This is a genomic window from Amycolatopsis sp. NPDC049252 (assembly GCF_043197175.1).
GTDB lineage: Bacteria > Actinomycetota > Actinomycetes > Mycobacteriales > Pseudonocardiaceae > Amycolatopsis.
Window position 1 is genome coordinate 20,489 of record NZ_JBICSQ010000067.1, and the last position, 16,899, is coordinate 37,387.

The window sequence follows — 16,899 nt, forward strand, 5'->3', positions numbered from 1 at the left end:
GTACGAGCATGGCCCAGTTCGACGCGCGGATCCCGGCTCGGCAGTCCGATCTGAGCACCTACGCCCGCATTCGCAACGCCGCCCTGGCGGGCTTCGCGGCTCGCGGTGTCGCCTCGACGTCGATCCGCGACGTGGCCGCGGCCGCGGGGGTGTCCCCGGGGCTGGTGCAGCACCACTTCGGGACCAAGGTCCGGCTGCGCGAGGCGGTCGACGAGTACCTCCTCGACGTCATGGCCGAGTTCTCCCGGGAGCTGGCCGAGCGGAGCGAGAGTGCCGGGGCGTGGCCGGGGCTCGGCGACGCCACGACCGCGTGGGTCCGCGACAACGCGGTGGCGCTGCGCTACCTCGCCCGAGCGATGATCGACGGCGACCCCGCGGCGGCCCGGGGGTTCGACGCCCTGGTCGAGATCACGCGCACCAGCTGGCTCGCGCCACTCGACCGCGCCGGGGCCCTGCGCCCGGACGCGGACCGGGACTGGGCGGCGATCCACGCGGCGGTGTTCACCCTCGCGAGCGTCCTGTTCGAGCCGGCGATCAGCCGGCAGCTTCCGGAGCCGTTCTCCACGCCCGCACAGCTGGACCGCTGGAACGTCGCGACGGTCGACCTCTACCGCAACGGCCTGGCCCGCCGAGAAGACGCTTAGCTCCACATGTTGTCCGGTGGTAGCAGGAACGCGCCCAATGTGGCGTTGGGTGCGTCAGACGCACCCAGCGCCACATTGGGTGCATCGCAGTGCGGTCCGGCACCCCGGAACCCCGCAGCCGCACCGATCCCGGTTCGCGGGCCGGTGGCCGGAACGCACCCCAGGCCGCCTCGGGGCGCACCACCGAGCCGCTGCCGACGAACACCGCGCGCGACATCGGCAGGCGGTGACCCTGTACGGGCTCACTTGCCGGCGTTGCGGACCCCGGCCTCGGCAAAGGCGAGCACCTCGTCGACCAATCCCGACAGCTCGCTGGCCGCCGACTGGGCCTTCGCCTGGCCCTCCCGCGTCACGTAGATCTCGCGCAGGCCCGCGACCACCGTGACCGCCGCGAGCCGGGGGACCAGCGCGTCCGCCGGCAGCCCGATGTCCTCGCCGATTCCCGTCGCCACCAGGAGTTCCAGGTCGCGGTAGCCGGCTCGGGCGTGGCCGCGCAGGTCGTCGTCCTCCATCAGGAGCTGGGCGCGCAGGGCTCGCCGCCGCCACAGCTGGGCGGGGTCCTCCTGCTCCAGGTCGCTTGCGTCGAGCTCGCGCATGGTCGTGTGCATCCAGTCCCGGAGAGCGGCGAAGGTGTCCGACTTCCGCTCGCGCAGGTACCGGTCCAGCGACTCCGGGGCGAACGGGTCGTCGGCGAAGAGCAGGTCTTCCTTGGCCGGGAAGTGGAGTGTGACCGTGCGGGTCGCCACGTCCGCGCTCGCCGCGATCTGCGCGATCGTCGTCTCCCGGTAGCCCTGGCTCACGAACAGCTCCAAGGCCGCTTCCTGGATGGCGGCCCGGGTCAGGGCCTTCTTGCGCTCACGGCGGCTGTCTCCGGCGATCATGACCGGGACACTACCATTCGCACTATAAATGCAGTCCGTGCTACTGTTGCGTCATGATGCAGCGAAACGAGAAGAAAACCTGGCTGATCACGGGAACGTCGAAGGGCTTCGGCCGCGAGTGGGCCGAAGCGGCGCTCGAGCGGGGCGATCGGGTCGCGGCCACCGCGCGTGCCGTCGAAAGCCTGCGCCCCCTGGTCGAGCGTTACGGCGACGCCGTGCTGCCGCTGCGGCTGGACGTCACCGACCGCGCCGCCGCGGCCGAAGCCGTGGAAGCGACGGTGGCGAAGTTCGGGAGCCTGGACATCCTCGTCAACAACGCCGGCTACGGGCACTTCGGCATGGTCGAGGAACTCACCGAAGAGGAGGTCCGCGCGGAGCTCGACACGAACTTCTTCGGCACGCTCTGGCTGACCCAGGCCGCCCTGCCGGTCATGCGCCGGCAGGGGCACGGCCGGATCATCCAGGTCACCAGCGAGGGCGGCGTCCGCGCGTTCCCCGGCATCGGCGCCTACCACGCGTCGAAGTGGGCGGTCGAAGGGCTTTCGGAGTCCCTGCGGCAGGAGGTCGCGGCGTTCGGGATCGACGTCGTCTGCCTCGAGCCCGGCCCGTACCGCACGGACTTCGGCACCGGCAGCAACCGGACCAGCGCCCCGAACCCGGACTACGACGACGTCCGCGAAGCGGGCCGGATCGAGTGGGACCTGGGTGATCCCCGGGCGACCCGCGGGCCGCTGCTGGAGCTGGCCGACACCGGCAAGCCGCCGCACCGGGTGTTCTTCGGCAAGTCGTTCGCCGCGGTCGAGGCCGAGTACCGCGAGCGGCTGGCGACCTGGCGCGAGTGGGAGCCGCTGGCCCAGGCCGCGTTCGGCTGACGGACCGGCCGCGTCCGTGGTTGGCTGGGTGCATGGACGAGGCCGCCGCGCTGGCGCTGATCGCACGGGCCCGGGAGGAGACCGCGCGGCTGGCGGCGTCCCTCGCGCGGCAGCGCGACGGGATCGTCGAGGCGTCGGAGTTCACCAGCAACGACGACGAGCACGATCCCGAAGGCGTCACGATCGCGTTCGAGCGGGCCCAGGTCCAGGCGCTCCTGCGGCAGGCCCAGGACGACCTGGCGGACCTCGACCGCGCCGTCGAGCGGGTGCGCGCGGGCACCTACGAAACCTGCGAACGCTGCGGCGGGCCGATCGGCCATGAGCGGCTCGCCGCCCTGCCGGCGACGCGGATCTGCATCGGCTGCGCGAACAAGGCGCGCTGAGCTGATCGAGTGTCTTCTTCGCCGTGATCCGGACAGGAACGACGCCGTTTCTTGTTTCTCCGCCGGGATGGTTGTAGACAGTCCCTCGGCTGATTGAAACGTTTTTATGGCGTCAGGAGACGTTCATGCGCCGGCTGGGAACCTCAACGAAGAGACGGGTCGTCGTCGTCGCCCTCGCGCTCGCCGCGACGGTCGCGCCCGCCACGACCGCGGGTGCGGAGCCCGCGCACGGCGGCCCGCTGCCGCCGACGTCGCTGCGGGCCGACGGCCAGACGTCGAACGTCCTGGCCGCCGGTCCACAGCCGACGTTCGCGTGGACGGTGAACGACACCGGACGCGCGGAAACCCAGACGGCGTACGAAATCCGCGTCGACGGCCCCCGGTCCCACTGGGACTCCGGGCGGGTCGTGTCGGGCAATTCGGTCGACGTCGCCTATACCGGGCCCGCGCTGGACAGCGACCGCACCTACCAGTGGGCGGTGCGCACCTGGAACGGCGAGGCCCGGCCGTCGTCGTGGTCGGCGCCGGCGAAGTTCGACACGGGCCTGCTCCGGCCGGCCGACTGGACCGCGTGGTGGCTGCAGGCCGACGACGGCGCGCTCGTCCGCGGCACCTTCGACGTCACCAAGCCCGTCGCCCGCGCCCGGTTGTACGTCGGCGCGCAGGGGGTCGCCGAGCCGCACCTCAACGGCGCCCGCGTCCAGCCCGACCGGGCGCTCGACGCCGCGGTGACCGACTACGCCGCCCGCGTGCTCTACCGCGACCTCGACGTCACGAACCTGGTCAAGCCCGGTCGCAACGCGCTCGCGTTCATGGCCGGGAAGGGCCAGTACAGCGGCCGCCCGGCCCTCGTCGCGCAGCTGAACGTCACCTACACCGACGGTTCGACCGCGCGCTTCGGCACCGGCCCCGACTGGAAGACCCAGGCGGGTCCGGTCACCGGTGACGACTTCTACTACGGCGAGACCTACGACGCCCGCAAGGAGATCGCGGGCTGGGACACCACCGGGTTCGACGCGAGCGCCTGGCCCGCCGCGCGCGCCATCGCCCCGGCGTCCCACCGCCAGAGCCTGGCGCAGGGCAAGCCGGTCACCGCCCTCGACACGACCAGCTGCTGCGGCTGGTCCCCGGCGGCGGCGGCCGACGGGATCGACGGCTCCAGCGACTCCTCGGAGGGCTACCACTCCGCCATCGAAGCCACCGCCGACGCCGCGAAGTGGGTGCAGGTCGACCTCGGCTCGGCGCAGAAGATCGGCTCGGTGGCGCTGTTCCCGGCGCGCCCGACCAACGACCCCGCGGGCGACTTCGTCGGCGCCGGCTTCCCGGTGCGCTACCGGGTCCAGGTCAGCGACGACCCGGCGTTCGCCACCGCGACCACCGTCGCCGACCGCACGGACGCCGACCAGCCCAACCCGGGCACCGCGGCCGTCACCCTGCCCGCCGACGTCACCGGCCGGTACGTCCGGGTGACCGCGACGAAGCTCGCCTGCACCGGCACGAGCTGCACCTTCCGGCTGGCCGAGATCGGTGTCTACGGCCCGCGGCCGGCGGTGGTCGACAGCGGGGTCACGCAGCTGCTGCCCGACACCACCCCGCCGTCCCGGATCGTCGCGAACCACGATCCGGTCAAGGAAACCCGGCCCGCACCGGGGGTGCGCGTCTACGACTTCGGCCAGAACCGCACCGGCCAGGCGACGCTGCGGGCCGCGCAGCCGGCCGGCACGACGGCGTCGCTGAAGAAGGGCGAGATCCTGGACGCGAACGGCCGCGTCTCGACCGCGAACATCAGCTTCGACGGCTCCGAGCCGCCGCGGCAGACCGACCACTACACGTTCCGCGGCACCGGCACCGAGACGTACCTGCCGCACTTCAACTACGCGGGCTTCCGCTACGCCGAGCTGACCGGCGTGCCCGACGACGCCGTCGTCACCGTGACCGCGCAGGAGATCCACACCGATGTCGCTTCGACGGGCCGGTTCGGCACCTCGGACCCGGGGCTCGACCAGATCCAGGCCGCCGTCACGCAGACGCAGCTGAACAACCTCGAGTCGATCCAGATGGACTGCCCGACCCGGGAACGCCACGGCTGGCTCGGCGACGCCGCCGACTCCGACCAGGAGGCGATGGCCAACTTCGACATGCAGGCGTTCTACACGAAGTGGCTGGGCGACATGGTGACCAGCCGCAACGCCGACGGCAGCCTGCCCTCGGTCGCGCCGGTCAACGGCCGCACGGACTGGCTCACCGATCCCGCGTGGGGCACCGCGTACCCGCAGATCATCTGGGACTCCTACACGCAGTACGGGAACACGCAGCTGCTCGCCACGCACTACGACGACGTCAAGGCGTGGGTCGGCTACCTCGGCACCATCAGCGACGCCGACCACGTCGTCGTCAACCCGCCGACGTCCTGGGGTGACGACTGGCTTTCGACGGTCAGCACGCCGCACGGGTACTTCCAGACCGGCTTCTCCCACCTCGACGCGCAGCTCCTCGCGAAGATGGCCGGAGCCCTCGGCAAGCAGGCCGACGCCGCGAAGTACACCGCACTGGCCGGGCAGATCGCGACGGGCTTCCTCAAGCGGTTCTACTCCGCCGACACCGGTGTCTTCGGCACCGGGACGCAGCTGTCCTACGCCCTGCCGCTCGTGTTCGGCCTCGTTCCGGCGGGCCGGGAGCAGTCCACAGTGGACCGGCTGGTCGCCGACATCGCCGCGCACCAGAACCACGTCACGACCGGGTTCGTCGGCACCACCCTGGTGTTCCAGGCGCTCGGCAAGTACCAGCGCAACGACGTCGCGCTCGCCATCGCGCAGCGCACCGACTACCCGAGCTTCGGCTACATGGTGAACCAGGGCCCGGGAACCATCTGGGAGAAGTGGGACAACTCCTCGGCGCCGGACGGCACGTCGTCGAAGGACCACATCGGACTCGGCGGCGCGATCGGCCAGTGGTTCCAGCAGCAACTGGCCGGGATCCAGCCCGGCACGCCCGGCTGGCGCGAGTTCACCCTCGCTCCGGCCGTGGCCGGGAACCTCACCCACGTGACGGCGCAGCAGCAGACCGTGCGGGGGACCGTGGTGAGTTCGTGGCAGCGTGACGGCAGCACGGTGACCTACCACGCCACGGTTCCGGTCGGCGCGAAGGCGACGATCCGGCTCCCGCTGCTGGGTGGCAAGCAGTCGTCGGTGCGCGAGAGCGGGCGGACGATCTTCGCCGACGGCCGCGCCGCCCAGTCCGACCCCGGCCTGACGGTCGGCCGGGCCGACGACGAGACGCTCACCCTGACCGCCGGTTCGGGCGACTACACGTTCACCGTGACGCCGCCGCGCACGCCGTTCACCCGGCTCGCGCTCACCGCGGGCACCCCCGCCGCCATCACCGCGGGCGGCAGCGGTGACGTCCCGGTGGTCGTCGAAGGACGGTCCACTGTGACTTCAGCGGCCGGTCAGGCAGCACTCGGCGCGCAGGTCCCGGCGGGCTGGACCGTGACGGCGACCCCGGCCGGGATCCCGTTGACGCCGGCCACTTCCGAGACGCCGGCGACCGTGCGGATCACCGTGCCCGCCGGGGCCAAGAGCGGGCTGTACCCGGTGACGCTGACCGTGAAAGCGCCTCGCGGGGGAGAAGCGAAGACGACCGTGAACGTGCCCGTGTTCGGCAGCTGGGCGAGTGGCACCACGGCGTCGGCGTCGAGCGAACACGCGCCGAACGTCGTCAACGGTGCCACCCGCACGTACGTCGCGTCGAACGCGATCGACCACGATTTCGCGACGTTCTGGAACGACGACACCGACAGCCGGTACCCCGACACCCTGACCGTCACGGCGCCCGCCGCGACCACGCTGACCGGCGTCGGCTTCGTGTCCCACCCGGACGGTGTCCCGACCGACTTCACCGTGCAGACCTGGGACGGCGCCCAGTGGGCCGACCAGGTCCACGTCACCGGCAACACGGCCGTCTACCGGTGGATCCCGTTCCCGGCGCCGGTGACCACGACCCAGGTGCGGATCGCCGTCGCGGCCGCGCAGAGCAGTTTCTCGAGGATCGCGGAGGTGACGCCGTGATACGGCGTGGAGCAGCCCTGATCGCGGCCGTGCTGATCACGGGCACGACGGTCCCCGCGGCCGCGGAGGCCGCACCCGCTTCGCCTTCCGCTTGTCCCTGGGTGGGGTCCCACGCACCGGTGGACAAGCGGGTGGCGCAGGTGCTCGGGCAGATGACGCTCGACGAGAAGATCACGATGGTGCACGGCACCGCCGCCGGCGGCTACACCGGCCGCGTCGCGGGCGACGACCGGCTGTGCGTCCCGTCGCTGAAGATGGAGGACGGCCCGCTGGGGGTGAACCTGGGCAACACCACCCAGCTGCCCGCCGCGTCCGCCGTGGCCGCGTCGTTCGACGCGGGGCTGGCGAAGACCTACGGGTCGGTGATCGGCGCCGAGGACAGGACGAAGGGGGTCGACGTCGACCTCGGCCCGACCATCAACATCGTGCGTGACCCGCGCTGGGGCCGGGCGTTCGAGTCCTACAGCGAGGACCCGTACCTGGCCGGGCAGATGGGCGCGGCCGACATCGGCGGCGTCCAGTCCCAGGGCGTGCTGGCGCAGGTGAAGCACTGGGCCGTCTACAACCAGGAGGAGAACCGCAACACCACCGCCGACAACGCGGTGATCGACGACCGGACCGTGCACGAGATCTACACCAGCGCGTTCGGGAACGTCGTCGCGAAGGCCAAGCCGTCGTCGGCGATGTGCTCCTACTCCTCGATCAACGGCACCTACGCCTGCGAGAACCCTTACCTCAACGAGATCCTGAAGCAGGAATTCGGGTTCGACGGCTTCATCACGTCCGATTGGGGTGCCACGCACAGCGCGGCGCCCTCGGCGAACGCCGGGATGGACATGGAGATGCCCGGCCAGGACTTCTTCGGCGCCACGCTGAAGACGGCCGTCCAAAGTGGACAGGTACCGCAGTCCCGGCTGGACGACATGGTCACCCGCATCCTGCGTGAGGAGTTCCGCTTCGGGCTGTTCGACCACCCGTCGGCCGACACCCCGGACGCGGCGGCGTCGACCGCGGGGCACTTGGCGGTGGCGAAGAAGGCCGCCGAGGACGGCACGGTCCTGCTGAAGAACGACGGCTTGCTGCCCTTGGACGCGCGCAAGCTGCACTCGGTCGCGGTGATCGGCGACGGCGCGGGCAAGAACACGCTCAGCTCCGGCGGCGGCAGCGCGCACATCGCCGGCACGGGCACGGTCACGCCGTTCGACGGGATCAAGGCGCGCGCGGGCTCCGGCATCGACGTCGAGTACGCGCAGGGCAACCTCGGCACCGGCAGCGCGCTGCCCCCGATCGAGACCAGTGCGCTCAAGCCGCCGTCGGGGACCGGCACCGGGTTGCAGGGCGACTACTACGCGAACACCGACTCGTCCGGGACACCGGTGGTGACCCGCACCGACCCGCAGGTCGCGTTCACCTTCAGCGGGGCACCCGCGCCCGGCGTGCCCGCGACGAACTTCTCGGCCAAGTGGACCGGTACGCTCACCGCGCCCGCGACCGGCACGTACACCCTGGGCCTGACCAGCGACGACGGCAGCCGGCTGCTCGTCAACGGGCAGCAGTTGATCGACAACTGGGGTGACCACGGTGCGCAGACCAAGACCGCGCAGGTCCCGCTGACCGCGGGCCAGGCGGTGCAGGTGGAGGTCGACTACTACCAGGCCGGCGGAGACGCCTCGGTGAGCCTCGGCTGGCTGCCGCCGGGGGAGGACCTCGCCGGGCAGGCGGCCGCGCTCGCCGCGAAGTCCGACGTCGCGGTCGTCTACGCCAACGACTACGAGTCCGAAGGTGGCGACCTGGGCAATATCGACCTGCCGGCCGACCAGAACAAGCTGATCGACGCCGTCGCGGCGGCCAACCCGAACACGGTCGTCGTGCTCAACACCGGCTCCGCGGTGACGATGCCGTGGCTGGCGAAGGTCAAGGGCGTCTTCGAGGCGTGGTATCCGGGCCAGGAAGCCGGCAACGCGATCGCGTCGCTGCTCTTCGGCGACGTCGCCCCGTCGGGCAAGCTGCCGGTGACGTTCCCGACGTCGCTCGACCAGGTTCCGGCGTCCACACCACAGCAGTGGCCGGGTGTCGACGGCAAGGTCCAGTACTCCGAGGGCCTCGACGTCGGCTACCGCTGGTACGACCGGAAGAACCTGACTCCGTTGTACCCCTTCGGGTTCGGGCTCTCGTACACGACCTTCCGGTTCTCGAACCTGAAGGTGGACGGCGACACCCTGCGTGAGAACGGCCGGATCTCGGTCAGCGCCGACGTCACCAACACCGGTGCGCGGCGCGGCGCCGAGGTCGCCCAGCTGTACCTGAACGACCCGGCGTCCACCGGCGAGCCGGTCAACCAGCTCAAGGGCTTCCAGAAGGTCGATCTCCAGCCGCACCAGACGCAGCGGGTCCGGTTCGAGCTGACCGCGCAGGACGCGTCGTACTGGAGCACCGACGCGCACGCGTGGGAGCTGGGTGCCGGCAAGTACACCGTCCGGGTCGGCGACTCGTCCCGGAACCTCCCGCTGTCGGGCGGGTTCCGCGTCGACCACACCACCGGGCCGCGGTTCACCCAGGTGGCCGCGCCCGCGATCGCGGCGCCCGGCAAGACCCTCTCGGTGACGACCACCTTCACCAACGGCGCCACCGAAGCCGTGCACGACGCTTCGACCAGCCTGGCCGTCCCGGCGGGCTGGAAGGCGACCCCGCGGACCCCGGCCGTCGCCCGGACGGTCCGGCCGGGGGAGTCGGTACCGACGACCTGGTCGGTGACGGTCGGCGCGTCGGCGCCGCCCGGCCCGGTCTCGTTGTCCGCCGTCACCCGGTACGCGGGTGGCTCCGTCCGGGGAACGGCGAGCACGCAGGTCGCCTACCCGAACCTGGCCGCGGCGTACACGGACGTCGGCGTCACCGACGACGCGAACCCGGCGCCGGGCAACCTCGACGGCGCGGGCTTCAGCTTCTCCGCGCAGGCCTTGGACTCGGTGGGTGTCCACCCCGGCGGACCGGTGACGAGCGGCGCGGCGACGTTCACCTGGCCGGACGTCCCGGCCGGGCAGCCGGACACGGTGACCACGGCCGGCCAGAGCGTCACCCTGGCCGGCTCGGGGTCGGCGCTGAACCTGCTGACCACTGGCACGAACGGCACCCAGAGCGGCCCGGTCACCGTGACGTACACCGACGGCACGACGTCCACCTCGACCCTCACCGTCGCGGACTGGTACGCCAACCAGGCCGTGCCGGGTTGTGTGCTCGTGGTGACCACGCCGTACTGGAACCGGCCCGCGGGAAGTACGTACCCGCACGACCAGAAGGTGAGTCTCTACGCGGCTTCCGTGCCGCTGACGGCGTCGAAACAGGTCGCGTACCTGACGCTGCCGGCCAACAAGCAGCTGCACGTCTTCGCGACGGCGTTCACCGCGTGAAGCCGTAGCGCAGGACCGCCGATGTGACCCGGGTCACTCGCGGGCGAAGTTTCTGTGATCCAGGATGGGCGGGCCCGGTCTCCTGGACGTACGGGAAAGTCGTCGGCGGAGTGAGGGTGGGGACGTGATCGGTCAGAAGCGGCTGGCGCAGGTGGACGTGGCGCAGGTGGCCGCCGCGCGGGCCGGGGACCGGGCGGCGCTCGACGCCCTGGTCGCGGCCTACCTGCCGCTGGTCTACAGCATCGCCGGCCGCGCGCTCTCCTCGGACGCCGACGTCGACGACGTCGTGCAGGAGACGATGCTGCGCGTCCTGCGCGGCCTCGAGACCCTGCGCGAGCCCGCCCGGTTCCGGTCGTGGCTGGTCGCGGTGACGATCAACCAGATCCGCGAGCACCACCGCCGCCGGAGCGCGGCCCCGGCCCCGCTGGCGGAGTACGACGAGCGCCCGGACCCCGACGCCGAGTTCACCGACCTCGCCCTGGCACGGCTGCACATCGCCGAGCAGCGCCGGGAGGTCGACGAGGCGGCCCGCTGGCTCGACCCGGCGGACCGCGAGCTGCTGGCCCTGTGGACCCTCGAGCGCGCAGGGCACCTGACCCGCACGGAGGTGGCCGAGGCCCTGCGCCTGGACGCCCACCTGGTGACGGTCCGGGTGAGCAGGCTGAAGACCCGCTTGGAAGCGGTCCGGCCGTTGGTGCGCGCGCTGGCCGCCGAGCCGGGTTGCGCGGCGCTGGAGCAGGCGGCGGCGAGCTGGTCGGGCCGCCCGGGTCCGTTGTGGCGCAAGCGGTTTCTCCGGCACGTGGAGGAGTGCTCGCGCTGCCGCCGCGAGACGGACGACGCGGTGCCGGTGGAGCGGATCCTCACCGGCGCGGCGTTGCTGATCCTTCCGTTCGGGTACCTGCCGCAGCTGCTGGCCAACCTCGGCGACATGGTCTCCGGCCCGGCCGCGAGTGGCGCTTTTGGTGCCGGTGGAGGCGCCGCGGGTGGTGCTGGAGCCGGCGGGGCAGCCGGAGCTGGGGGTGGCGCGGCCGCGGGCGGTGGCGCGGCGGGCAGTGGTGCCACGGGTGCTGCGGGAGGTGGCGCCGCTGCGGCAGGTTCGGCTGCCGTCGCGGGGGCCGGTGTCCTTGCCGCCGGGGGTGCCGTCGCCGCGGGGTCCCTCGCTCGGCTCCTCGCCGCGAAACCCTTCCTCGCGGCCGCCGGCGCCGCGATCGTCTGCGCCCTCGGCGTGGCCGGGATCGTGGGCCTTTCCCAGCCCGACCAACCGATCCAGCCGCCGGCCGCGCTGGCCGGAGGTACCTCCCGGCCCCCGCTCACCGAGCCGGACGCAACCCCGACGTCCCCGCCTGCGGCGAGTACCGAAGCGACAACACCGACCGAAGAGCAATCCACTGCGCCACAACCGGAAGCTCCCGAGCCCACCTCGACCCCGCCGCGAGCAGCGACGCCCGCGGAACGTGTCCTCGCCCTGATCAACGACGAGCGCGCCGCGGCCGGGTTGCCCGCGTTGCGGATGGATCCGGCGCTGGTCACCGGCGCCGCCGCGCACAACCGGGCCATGGCCGGTGGGTGCGGTCTCTCGCACCAGTGTCCCGGCGAGGCGTCGCTCGGCGACCGTGAGCACGCCGCCGGCGCGCAGTGGAGTTCGGCCGGTGAGAACGTCGGCACCGGCGGCCCGGTCGCCGACGCGAGCGACCCGATCGCGCGGATGGCCCTCGGCCTGACCCGGAGCATGCACGACGAGAAGCCGCCGGACGACGGCCACCGCCGCAACATTCTCAGCACGTCGTTCACCCGGATCGGCATCTCCGTCACCCGCGACGCCCGCGGAACGGTGTGGCTGACCCAGGATTTCGCCGGCGGCTGACGGCGTCCGATCGCGCGACCGAACGGCGTCCTCCTGACGGAGCAACGCCACTTAGTCGTAAATTTACTCATCCATGTCAAGTTCTTGCAGATCGTCTCCCGGTTGTTGCATGCTCGTACGGCTCTGGCTCCCCTCCTGCTGGTCTCGAAGAAGAGAAGACGCCATGACACGTATGCGCCTGTCCCGGCTCGTCGCAGGTCTCCTCGCTGCGGGGCTCACCCTCACCGGGCTCGCTTCCGCGGCCGGTGCGCCACCACCCCCGGAAACGACCCAAGCCCGGCCGGCCGCACTCGCGGACGTGCCCCTGACCCGCACCGTCTCGGCCGGCAGCGCGCTGCCCGGCTTCCCCGTCGCCAACGCCGTCGACGGGAACCAGGACACCTACTGGGAGTCCGCGAACAACGCGTTCCCGCAGTGGATCCAGGCCGACCTCGGCTCGGCCAAGACGCTCTCGCGGATCGTGCTGAAACTGCCCGCGGCCTGGGAATCCCGCACCCAGACCCTGGCCGTGCGCGGCAGCACCGACGGCACCTCCTTCACCGACCTCGTCGCGTCGGCCGGCTACGCGTTCGCCCCCGGCGGCAACACCGTGACGATCCCGGTGACGGCGTCGACCCGGTACGTGCGGCTGAACATCACCGCCAACACGCAGTGGCCCGCCGCGCAGCTGTCGGAGTTCGAGCTGTACGGCGCGGACACCGGGGACACGCAGGCGCCGTCCGCGCCCGCGAACCTCGCGCTGACCGAGCCCGGCTCCGGGCAGATCCGGCTGGGCTGGTCGGCCTCGACGGACAACGTCGGTGTCACCGGCTACACCGTCTACCGCGACAACACGCCCGTCACCACGATCACCGGCACCACGTTCACCGAGACGCGGCCCGCGGGCCCGCGCGTCGAGTACTTCGTGCGGGCCAAGGACGCCGCCGGCAACGAGTCCGCCGACAGCAACCACGTGGTGCGCCAAGGCACCCAGGCCGGCCAGAACCTCGCCGCGGGCAAGCCGATCGAGGCGTCCTCGACGGTCAACGACTTCGTCGCCGCCAACGCCAACGACGGCACCACCGCCACGTACTGGGAGTCCGCCGCGGGCTACCCGAACACGCTCACGGTGAAGCTCGGCGCCGACGCCGACCTGGACTCCGTCGTCGTCAAGCTCAACCCGGACCCGGTCTGGGGCGCGCGGACGCAGAACCTCGAGGTCCTCGGCCGCGACCAGGGCTCGACCGCGTTCACCTCGCTGAAGGCCCGCGCCGACTACCGCTTCGACCCGGCGGCCAACCAGAACTCGGTGACCATCCCGGTCACCGGCCGGGTCGCGGACGTGCGGCTGCAGTTCTCCGCCAACTCCGGCGCCCCCGGCGGCCAGGTCGCCGAGTTCCAGGTGCTCGGCACCCCGGCGCCGAACCCGGACCTGGTCGTCACCGGCACGACCTGGACTCCGGCCAACCCGACCGAGACCAGCCAGCTCGCGGTTTCGGCGACCGTGCAGAACGCGGGGACCGCGAACGCGGGCGCCACGACGGTGAACGTCAGCCTCGGCGGCACTGTCGTGGGCAACGCGGCCGTCGCCGCGCTCGCCGCCGGCGCGTCCGCCACGGTCACCGTGAACGCGGGCACCCGGCCGCAGGGCACCTACAGCGTGTCCGCGACCGTCGACCCGGCCAACACGGTCGTGGAACAGAACGACAGCAACAACACCTTCACGTCACCGACGCAGCTCGTCGTCGCGCAGGCGCCCGGGCCGGACCTCGAGGTCACCGGCATCACGTCGAACCCGCCGAACCCGGCGGTCGGCGCGGCGGTGTCGTTCACCGTCGCGGTGCACAACCGCGGCACGAGCGGTTCGGGCAGCTCCGTCACCCGGCTGACCGTCGGTAGCACCACACTGGACGCCGGCACCGGCGCGATCGCGGCCGGGGCGACCGCGAACGTCGCGGTGCCGGGCACGTGGACCGCGACCAACGGCGGCGCGACGCTCACCGCGACGGCCGACGCGACGAACACCGTCGCGGAGACCAACGAGTCCAACAACGGGCTCTCGCGGGCGATCGTCGTCGGCCGCGGCGCGGCGGTGCCCTACACCGAGTACGAGGCGGAAGCCGCGCAGTACCAGGGCCAGCTGCTGACGGCCGACCCGCTGCGCACGTTCGGGCACACGAACTTCGCGACCGAGTCCTCGGGCCGCCAGTCCGTGCGGCTGGCGAGCCAGGGCCAGTACGTGGAGGTCACGTCCACGAACCAGTCGAACTCGATCGTGGTGCGCAACTCGGTGCCCGACGCCGCGGCCGGGGGTGGCCAGGACTACACGCTCAGCCTGTACGTCAACGGCGCGTTCGCCCAGAAGCTGACGCTGTCCTCGACGCACAGCTGGCTCTACGGCACCACCGACGACCCCGAGGGCCTCACCAACCGGCCCGGGGGAGACGCGCGGCGGCTGTTCGACGAGTCGCACGCGCTGCTGGCGCAGTCGTACCCGCCGGGCACGAAGTTCAAGCTGCAGCGGGACGACGGCGACAACGCGTCGTTCTACGTCATCGACCTGGTCGACCTGGAGCAGGTCGCGCTGGCGACGGCCAAGCCGGCCGAGTGCACGTCGATCACCGAGTACGGCGCCGTGCCGAACGACGGCGTCGACGACTCGACGGCGATCCAGCGCGCGGTCACCGACGACCAGAACGGCGTCATCGCCTGCGTGTGGATCCCGGAAGGGCAGTGGCGGCAGGAGAAGAAGATCCTGACCGACGACCCGAACGTGCCCAACGGCGGCGGCCAGTACAACCAGATCGGCATCTCCAACGTGACGGTCAAGGGTGCCGGCATGTGGCGCTCGCAGCTGTACTCGCTGATCCAGCCGCAGGACGCGGGCACCATCAACCACCCGCACGAGGGCAACTTCGGGTTCGACATCGACAAGAACGTCCAGATCTCCGACATCGCCATCTTCGGCTCCGGCCGGATCCGCGGCGGCGACGGCAACGCCGAGGGCGGCGTCGGCCTCAACGGCCGGTTCGGCACCGGCACGAAGATCTCGAACGTGTGGATCGAGCACGCGAACGTGGGCGTGTGGGTCGGCCGGGACTACACCAACATACCGGCCCTGTGGGGTCCGGGCGACGGCCTGGAGTTCAGCGGCATGCGGATCCGCGACACCTACGCCGACGGCATCAACTTCACCAACGGCACCAGGAACTCGCGGGTGTTCAACTCGTCGTTCCGCACCACCGGTGACGACTCGCTCGCGGTGTGGGCGAGCCAGTACGTGAAGGACACGTCGGTGGACATCGGGCACGACAACGCGTTCACCAACAACACGATCCAGCTTCCGTGGCGCGCCAACGGGATCGCGATCTACGGCGGGTACGGGAACAAGATCGAGAACAACCTCGTCTACGACACGATGAACTACCCGGGCATCATGCTGGCGACCGACCACGACCCGCTGCCCTTCTCCGGGCAGACGCTGATCGCCAACAACGCCCTGTACCGCTGCGGCGGCGTGTTCTGGGGCGAGCAGCAGAAGTTCGGCGCGATCACGTTCTTCGCGCAGAGCAAGGACATCCCGGGGGTGACGTTGCGGGACACCGAGATCCACGACTCGACCTACGACGGCATCCAGTTCAAGACGGGCGGCGGCGTGGTGACCGCGGCGGTCACGAACGTCAAGATCGACAAGTCGAACAACGGTGCGGGCATCCTCGCGATGAGCGGCGCTCGCGGCAGCGCGACCTTGACGAACGTGTCGATCACGAACTCGTCGACCGGCACCGTGGTCGTCGAGCCGGGTTCGCAGTTCGTGATCAACGGGGCGCCGATCCCGGCCGTGGTCTCTTCGGGCCGTCGCGAGACGCGGTAACACCGATGCCGGGGCGGGTGAGAGCCGCCCCGGCATCACTCGTAGCGGGGGACCACCGCGAACACTTCGAGGTCGGCGGGCGCGCCCTTCGCGCGGAACTTGCGGCGACGCCGGACGGTGAACCGGTCGCCGTCGAGGTTCGCCAGCACGTCCCCGGTGATGAGGACCTCGCCGCCGCCGGCCGCGTCCATGATCCGGGCGGCGATGTTGACGTCGACGCCGAAGTAGTCCCGGCCGACCCGGCGCGGGCGGCCGGTGTGCAGGCCGGCCCGCAGCTGGGGGCGGTAGCCGCCGAGGTCGATCGCGCTGACCGCGCCGCACGTCTCGTACGCCGCTTCGACCGCGGCCGCGGGATCGGCGAAGGCGGCCATCAAGCCGTCGCCGAGGCCTTTCACGACCCGGCCGCGGTGGCGGGCGATCGTCGCCTCGCTCGCGGTCGACACCGCGCGCAGGAGCTCGAGGGCCCGCGCGTCGCCGACGTCGAGGGCCCAGCTCGAGAAACCGACCAGGTCGGTGAACACGATCGTCGTCTCGCCGGTCTCGCTTTCGCGGCCCTGGGCGACGGCCTGCCACACCTGCACCGCGGCCAGCCCGAGCTCACGCATCGCGCTGGGCTGTTCGGCCTTCGCCTCGGCCAGCAGCCGCGCCACCCGGTCGGATGGGTGGCCCGCGGTGGTCGACAGCGCGTCGCCGAGGTCGCGGTCGCCGGGCACCAGCCGCCGCACGGCGCGGACGGACCGGACGAGGCCGGGGCGCCGGTCGGCCGCCCGCAGCAGATCGACGAACCGGGACGCTTTCCGCGTCCGGTCCGGCTGTCCGTCGTGGCTGTCCGTCACCGGCCGCATGCTACCGGGAGGTAGCCCGCCCGGCGCCCGGAACGTGACGGGCCCCGCTCAGGCGCGGTCGCCTGCGGTGTCAAGGCCGGCCG

The 16,899-nt window shown here is 71.8% G+C and carries 9 protein-coding genes; 7 read left to right on the plus strand and 2 right to left on the minus strand.

Annotated features, from left to right (window positions below; all coding sequences use genetic code 11):
* Nucleotides 1-8 precede the first annotated feature (8 nt).
* Complete coding sequence (locus ACGFMK_RS38525) at nt 9-644, plus strand: TetR/AcrR family transcriptional regulator (protein WP_392774032.1); 636 nt, start codon at nt 9-11, stop codon at nt 642-644.
* A 242-nt stretch (nt 645-886) separates the two neighbouring features.
* Here ACGFMK_RS38525 and ACGFMK_RS38530 read toward each other — a convergent pair whose 3' ends face one another.
* Complete coding sequence (locus ACGFMK_RS38530; protein WP_392774034.1) at nt 887-1,525, minus strand: TetR/AcrR family transcriptional regulator; 639 nt, start codon at nt 1,523-1,525, stop codon at nt 887-889.
* Between the two features lie 56 nt (nt 1,526-1,581).
* Here ACGFMK_RS38530 and ACGFMK_RS38535 point away from each other — a divergent pair, with 56 nt between their 5' ends.
* The 6 genes from ACGFMK_RS38535 to ACGFMK_RS38560 all read left to right on the plus strand — a co-directional run bounded on the left by ACGFMK_RS38535 (nt 1,582) and on the right by ACGFMK_RS38560 (nt 15,971).
* Nucleotides 1,582-2,397, plus strand: a complete 816-nt coding sequence (locus ACGFMK_RS38535; RefSeq protein WP_392774064.1) for an SDR family NAD(P)-dependent oxidoreductase — start codon at nt 1,582-1,584, stop codon at nt 2,395-2,397.
* A 32-nt stretch (nt 2,398-2,429) separates the two neighbouring features.
* Nucleotides 2,430-2,780 carry a TraR/DksA family transcriptional regulator gene (locus ACGFMK_RS38540; protein WP_392774036.1) on the plus strand — a complete coding sequence of 117 codons (351 nt, stop codon included), beginning with the start codon at nt 2,430-2,432 and terminating at the stop codon, nt 2,778-2,780.
* Between the two features lie 125 nt (nt 2,781-2,905).
* Entirely contained in the window at nt 2,906-6,847 is a 3,942-nt protein-coding gene (locus tag ACGFMK_RS38545; RefSeq protein WP_392774038.1) for a family 78 glycoside hydrolase catalytic domain, read from the plus strand.
* A 119-nt stretch (nt 6,848-6,966) separates the two neighbouring features.
* Nucleotides 6,967-10,254: a glycoside hydrolase family 3 C-terminal domain-containing protein gene (locus tag ACGFMK_RS38550; protein WP_392774040.1), complete on the plus strand. Its 3,288-nt coding sequence runs from the start codon at nt 6,967-6,969 to the stop codon at nt 10,252-10,254.
* A gap of 124 nt (nt 10,255-10,378) precedes the next feature.
* Nucleotides 10,379-12,118, plus strand: a complete 1,740-nt coding sequence (locus ACGFMK_RS38555) for a sigma-70 family RNA polymerase sigma factor (RefSeq protein ID WP_392774042.1) — start codon at nt 10,379-10,381, stop codon at nt 12,116-12,118.
* 172 nt (nt 12,119-12,290) lie between these two features.
* Complete coding sequence (locus tag ACGFMK_RS38560) at nt 12,291-15,971, plus strand: CARDB domain-containing protein (protein WP_392774066.1); 3,681 nt, start codon at nt 12,291-12,293, stop codon at nt 15,969-15,971.
* Nucleotides 15,972-16,006: 35 nt separating this feature from the next.
* Here the strand turns inward: ACGFMK_RS38560 and ACGFMK_RS38565 are convergent, their stop codons facing one another.
* Nucleotides 16,007-16,807: an adenylate/guanylate cyclase domain-containing protein gene (locus ACGFMK_RS38565; protein WP_392774044.1), complete on the minus strand. Its 801-nt coding sequence runs from the start codon at nt 16,805-16,807 to the stop codon at nt 16,007-16,009.
* Nucleotides 16,808-16,899 lie beyond the last annotated feature (92 nt).

Bases quoted from the DNA above. Each gene is read 5' to 3' on its own strand.
- ACGFMK_RS38530 (WP_392774034.1), bottom strand. From the start codon at position 1,525: ATGATCGCCGGAGACAGCCGCCGTGAGCGCAAGAAGGCCCTGACCCGG.
- ACGFMK_RS38525 (WP_392774032.1), top strand. From the start codon at position 9: ATGGCCCAGTTCGACGCGCGGATCCCGGCTCGGCAGTCCGATCTGAGC.
- ACGFMK_RS38540 (WP_392774036.1), top strand. From the start codon at position 2,430: ATGGACGAGGCCGCCGCGCTGGCGCTGATCGCACGGGCCCGGGAGGAG.
- ACGFMK_RS38545 (WP_392774038.1), top strand. From the start codon at position 2,906: ATGCGCCGGCTGGGAACCTCAACGAAGAGACGGGTCGTCGTCGTCGCC.
- ACGFMK_RS38535 (WP_392774064.1), top strand. From the start codon at position 1,582: ATGCAGCGAAACGAGAAGAAAACCTGGCTGATCACGGGAACGTCGAAG.
- ACGFMK_RS38560 (WP_392774066.1), top strand. From the start codon at position 12,291: ATGCGCCTGTCCCGGCTCGTCGCAGGTCTCCTCGCTGCGGGGCTCACC.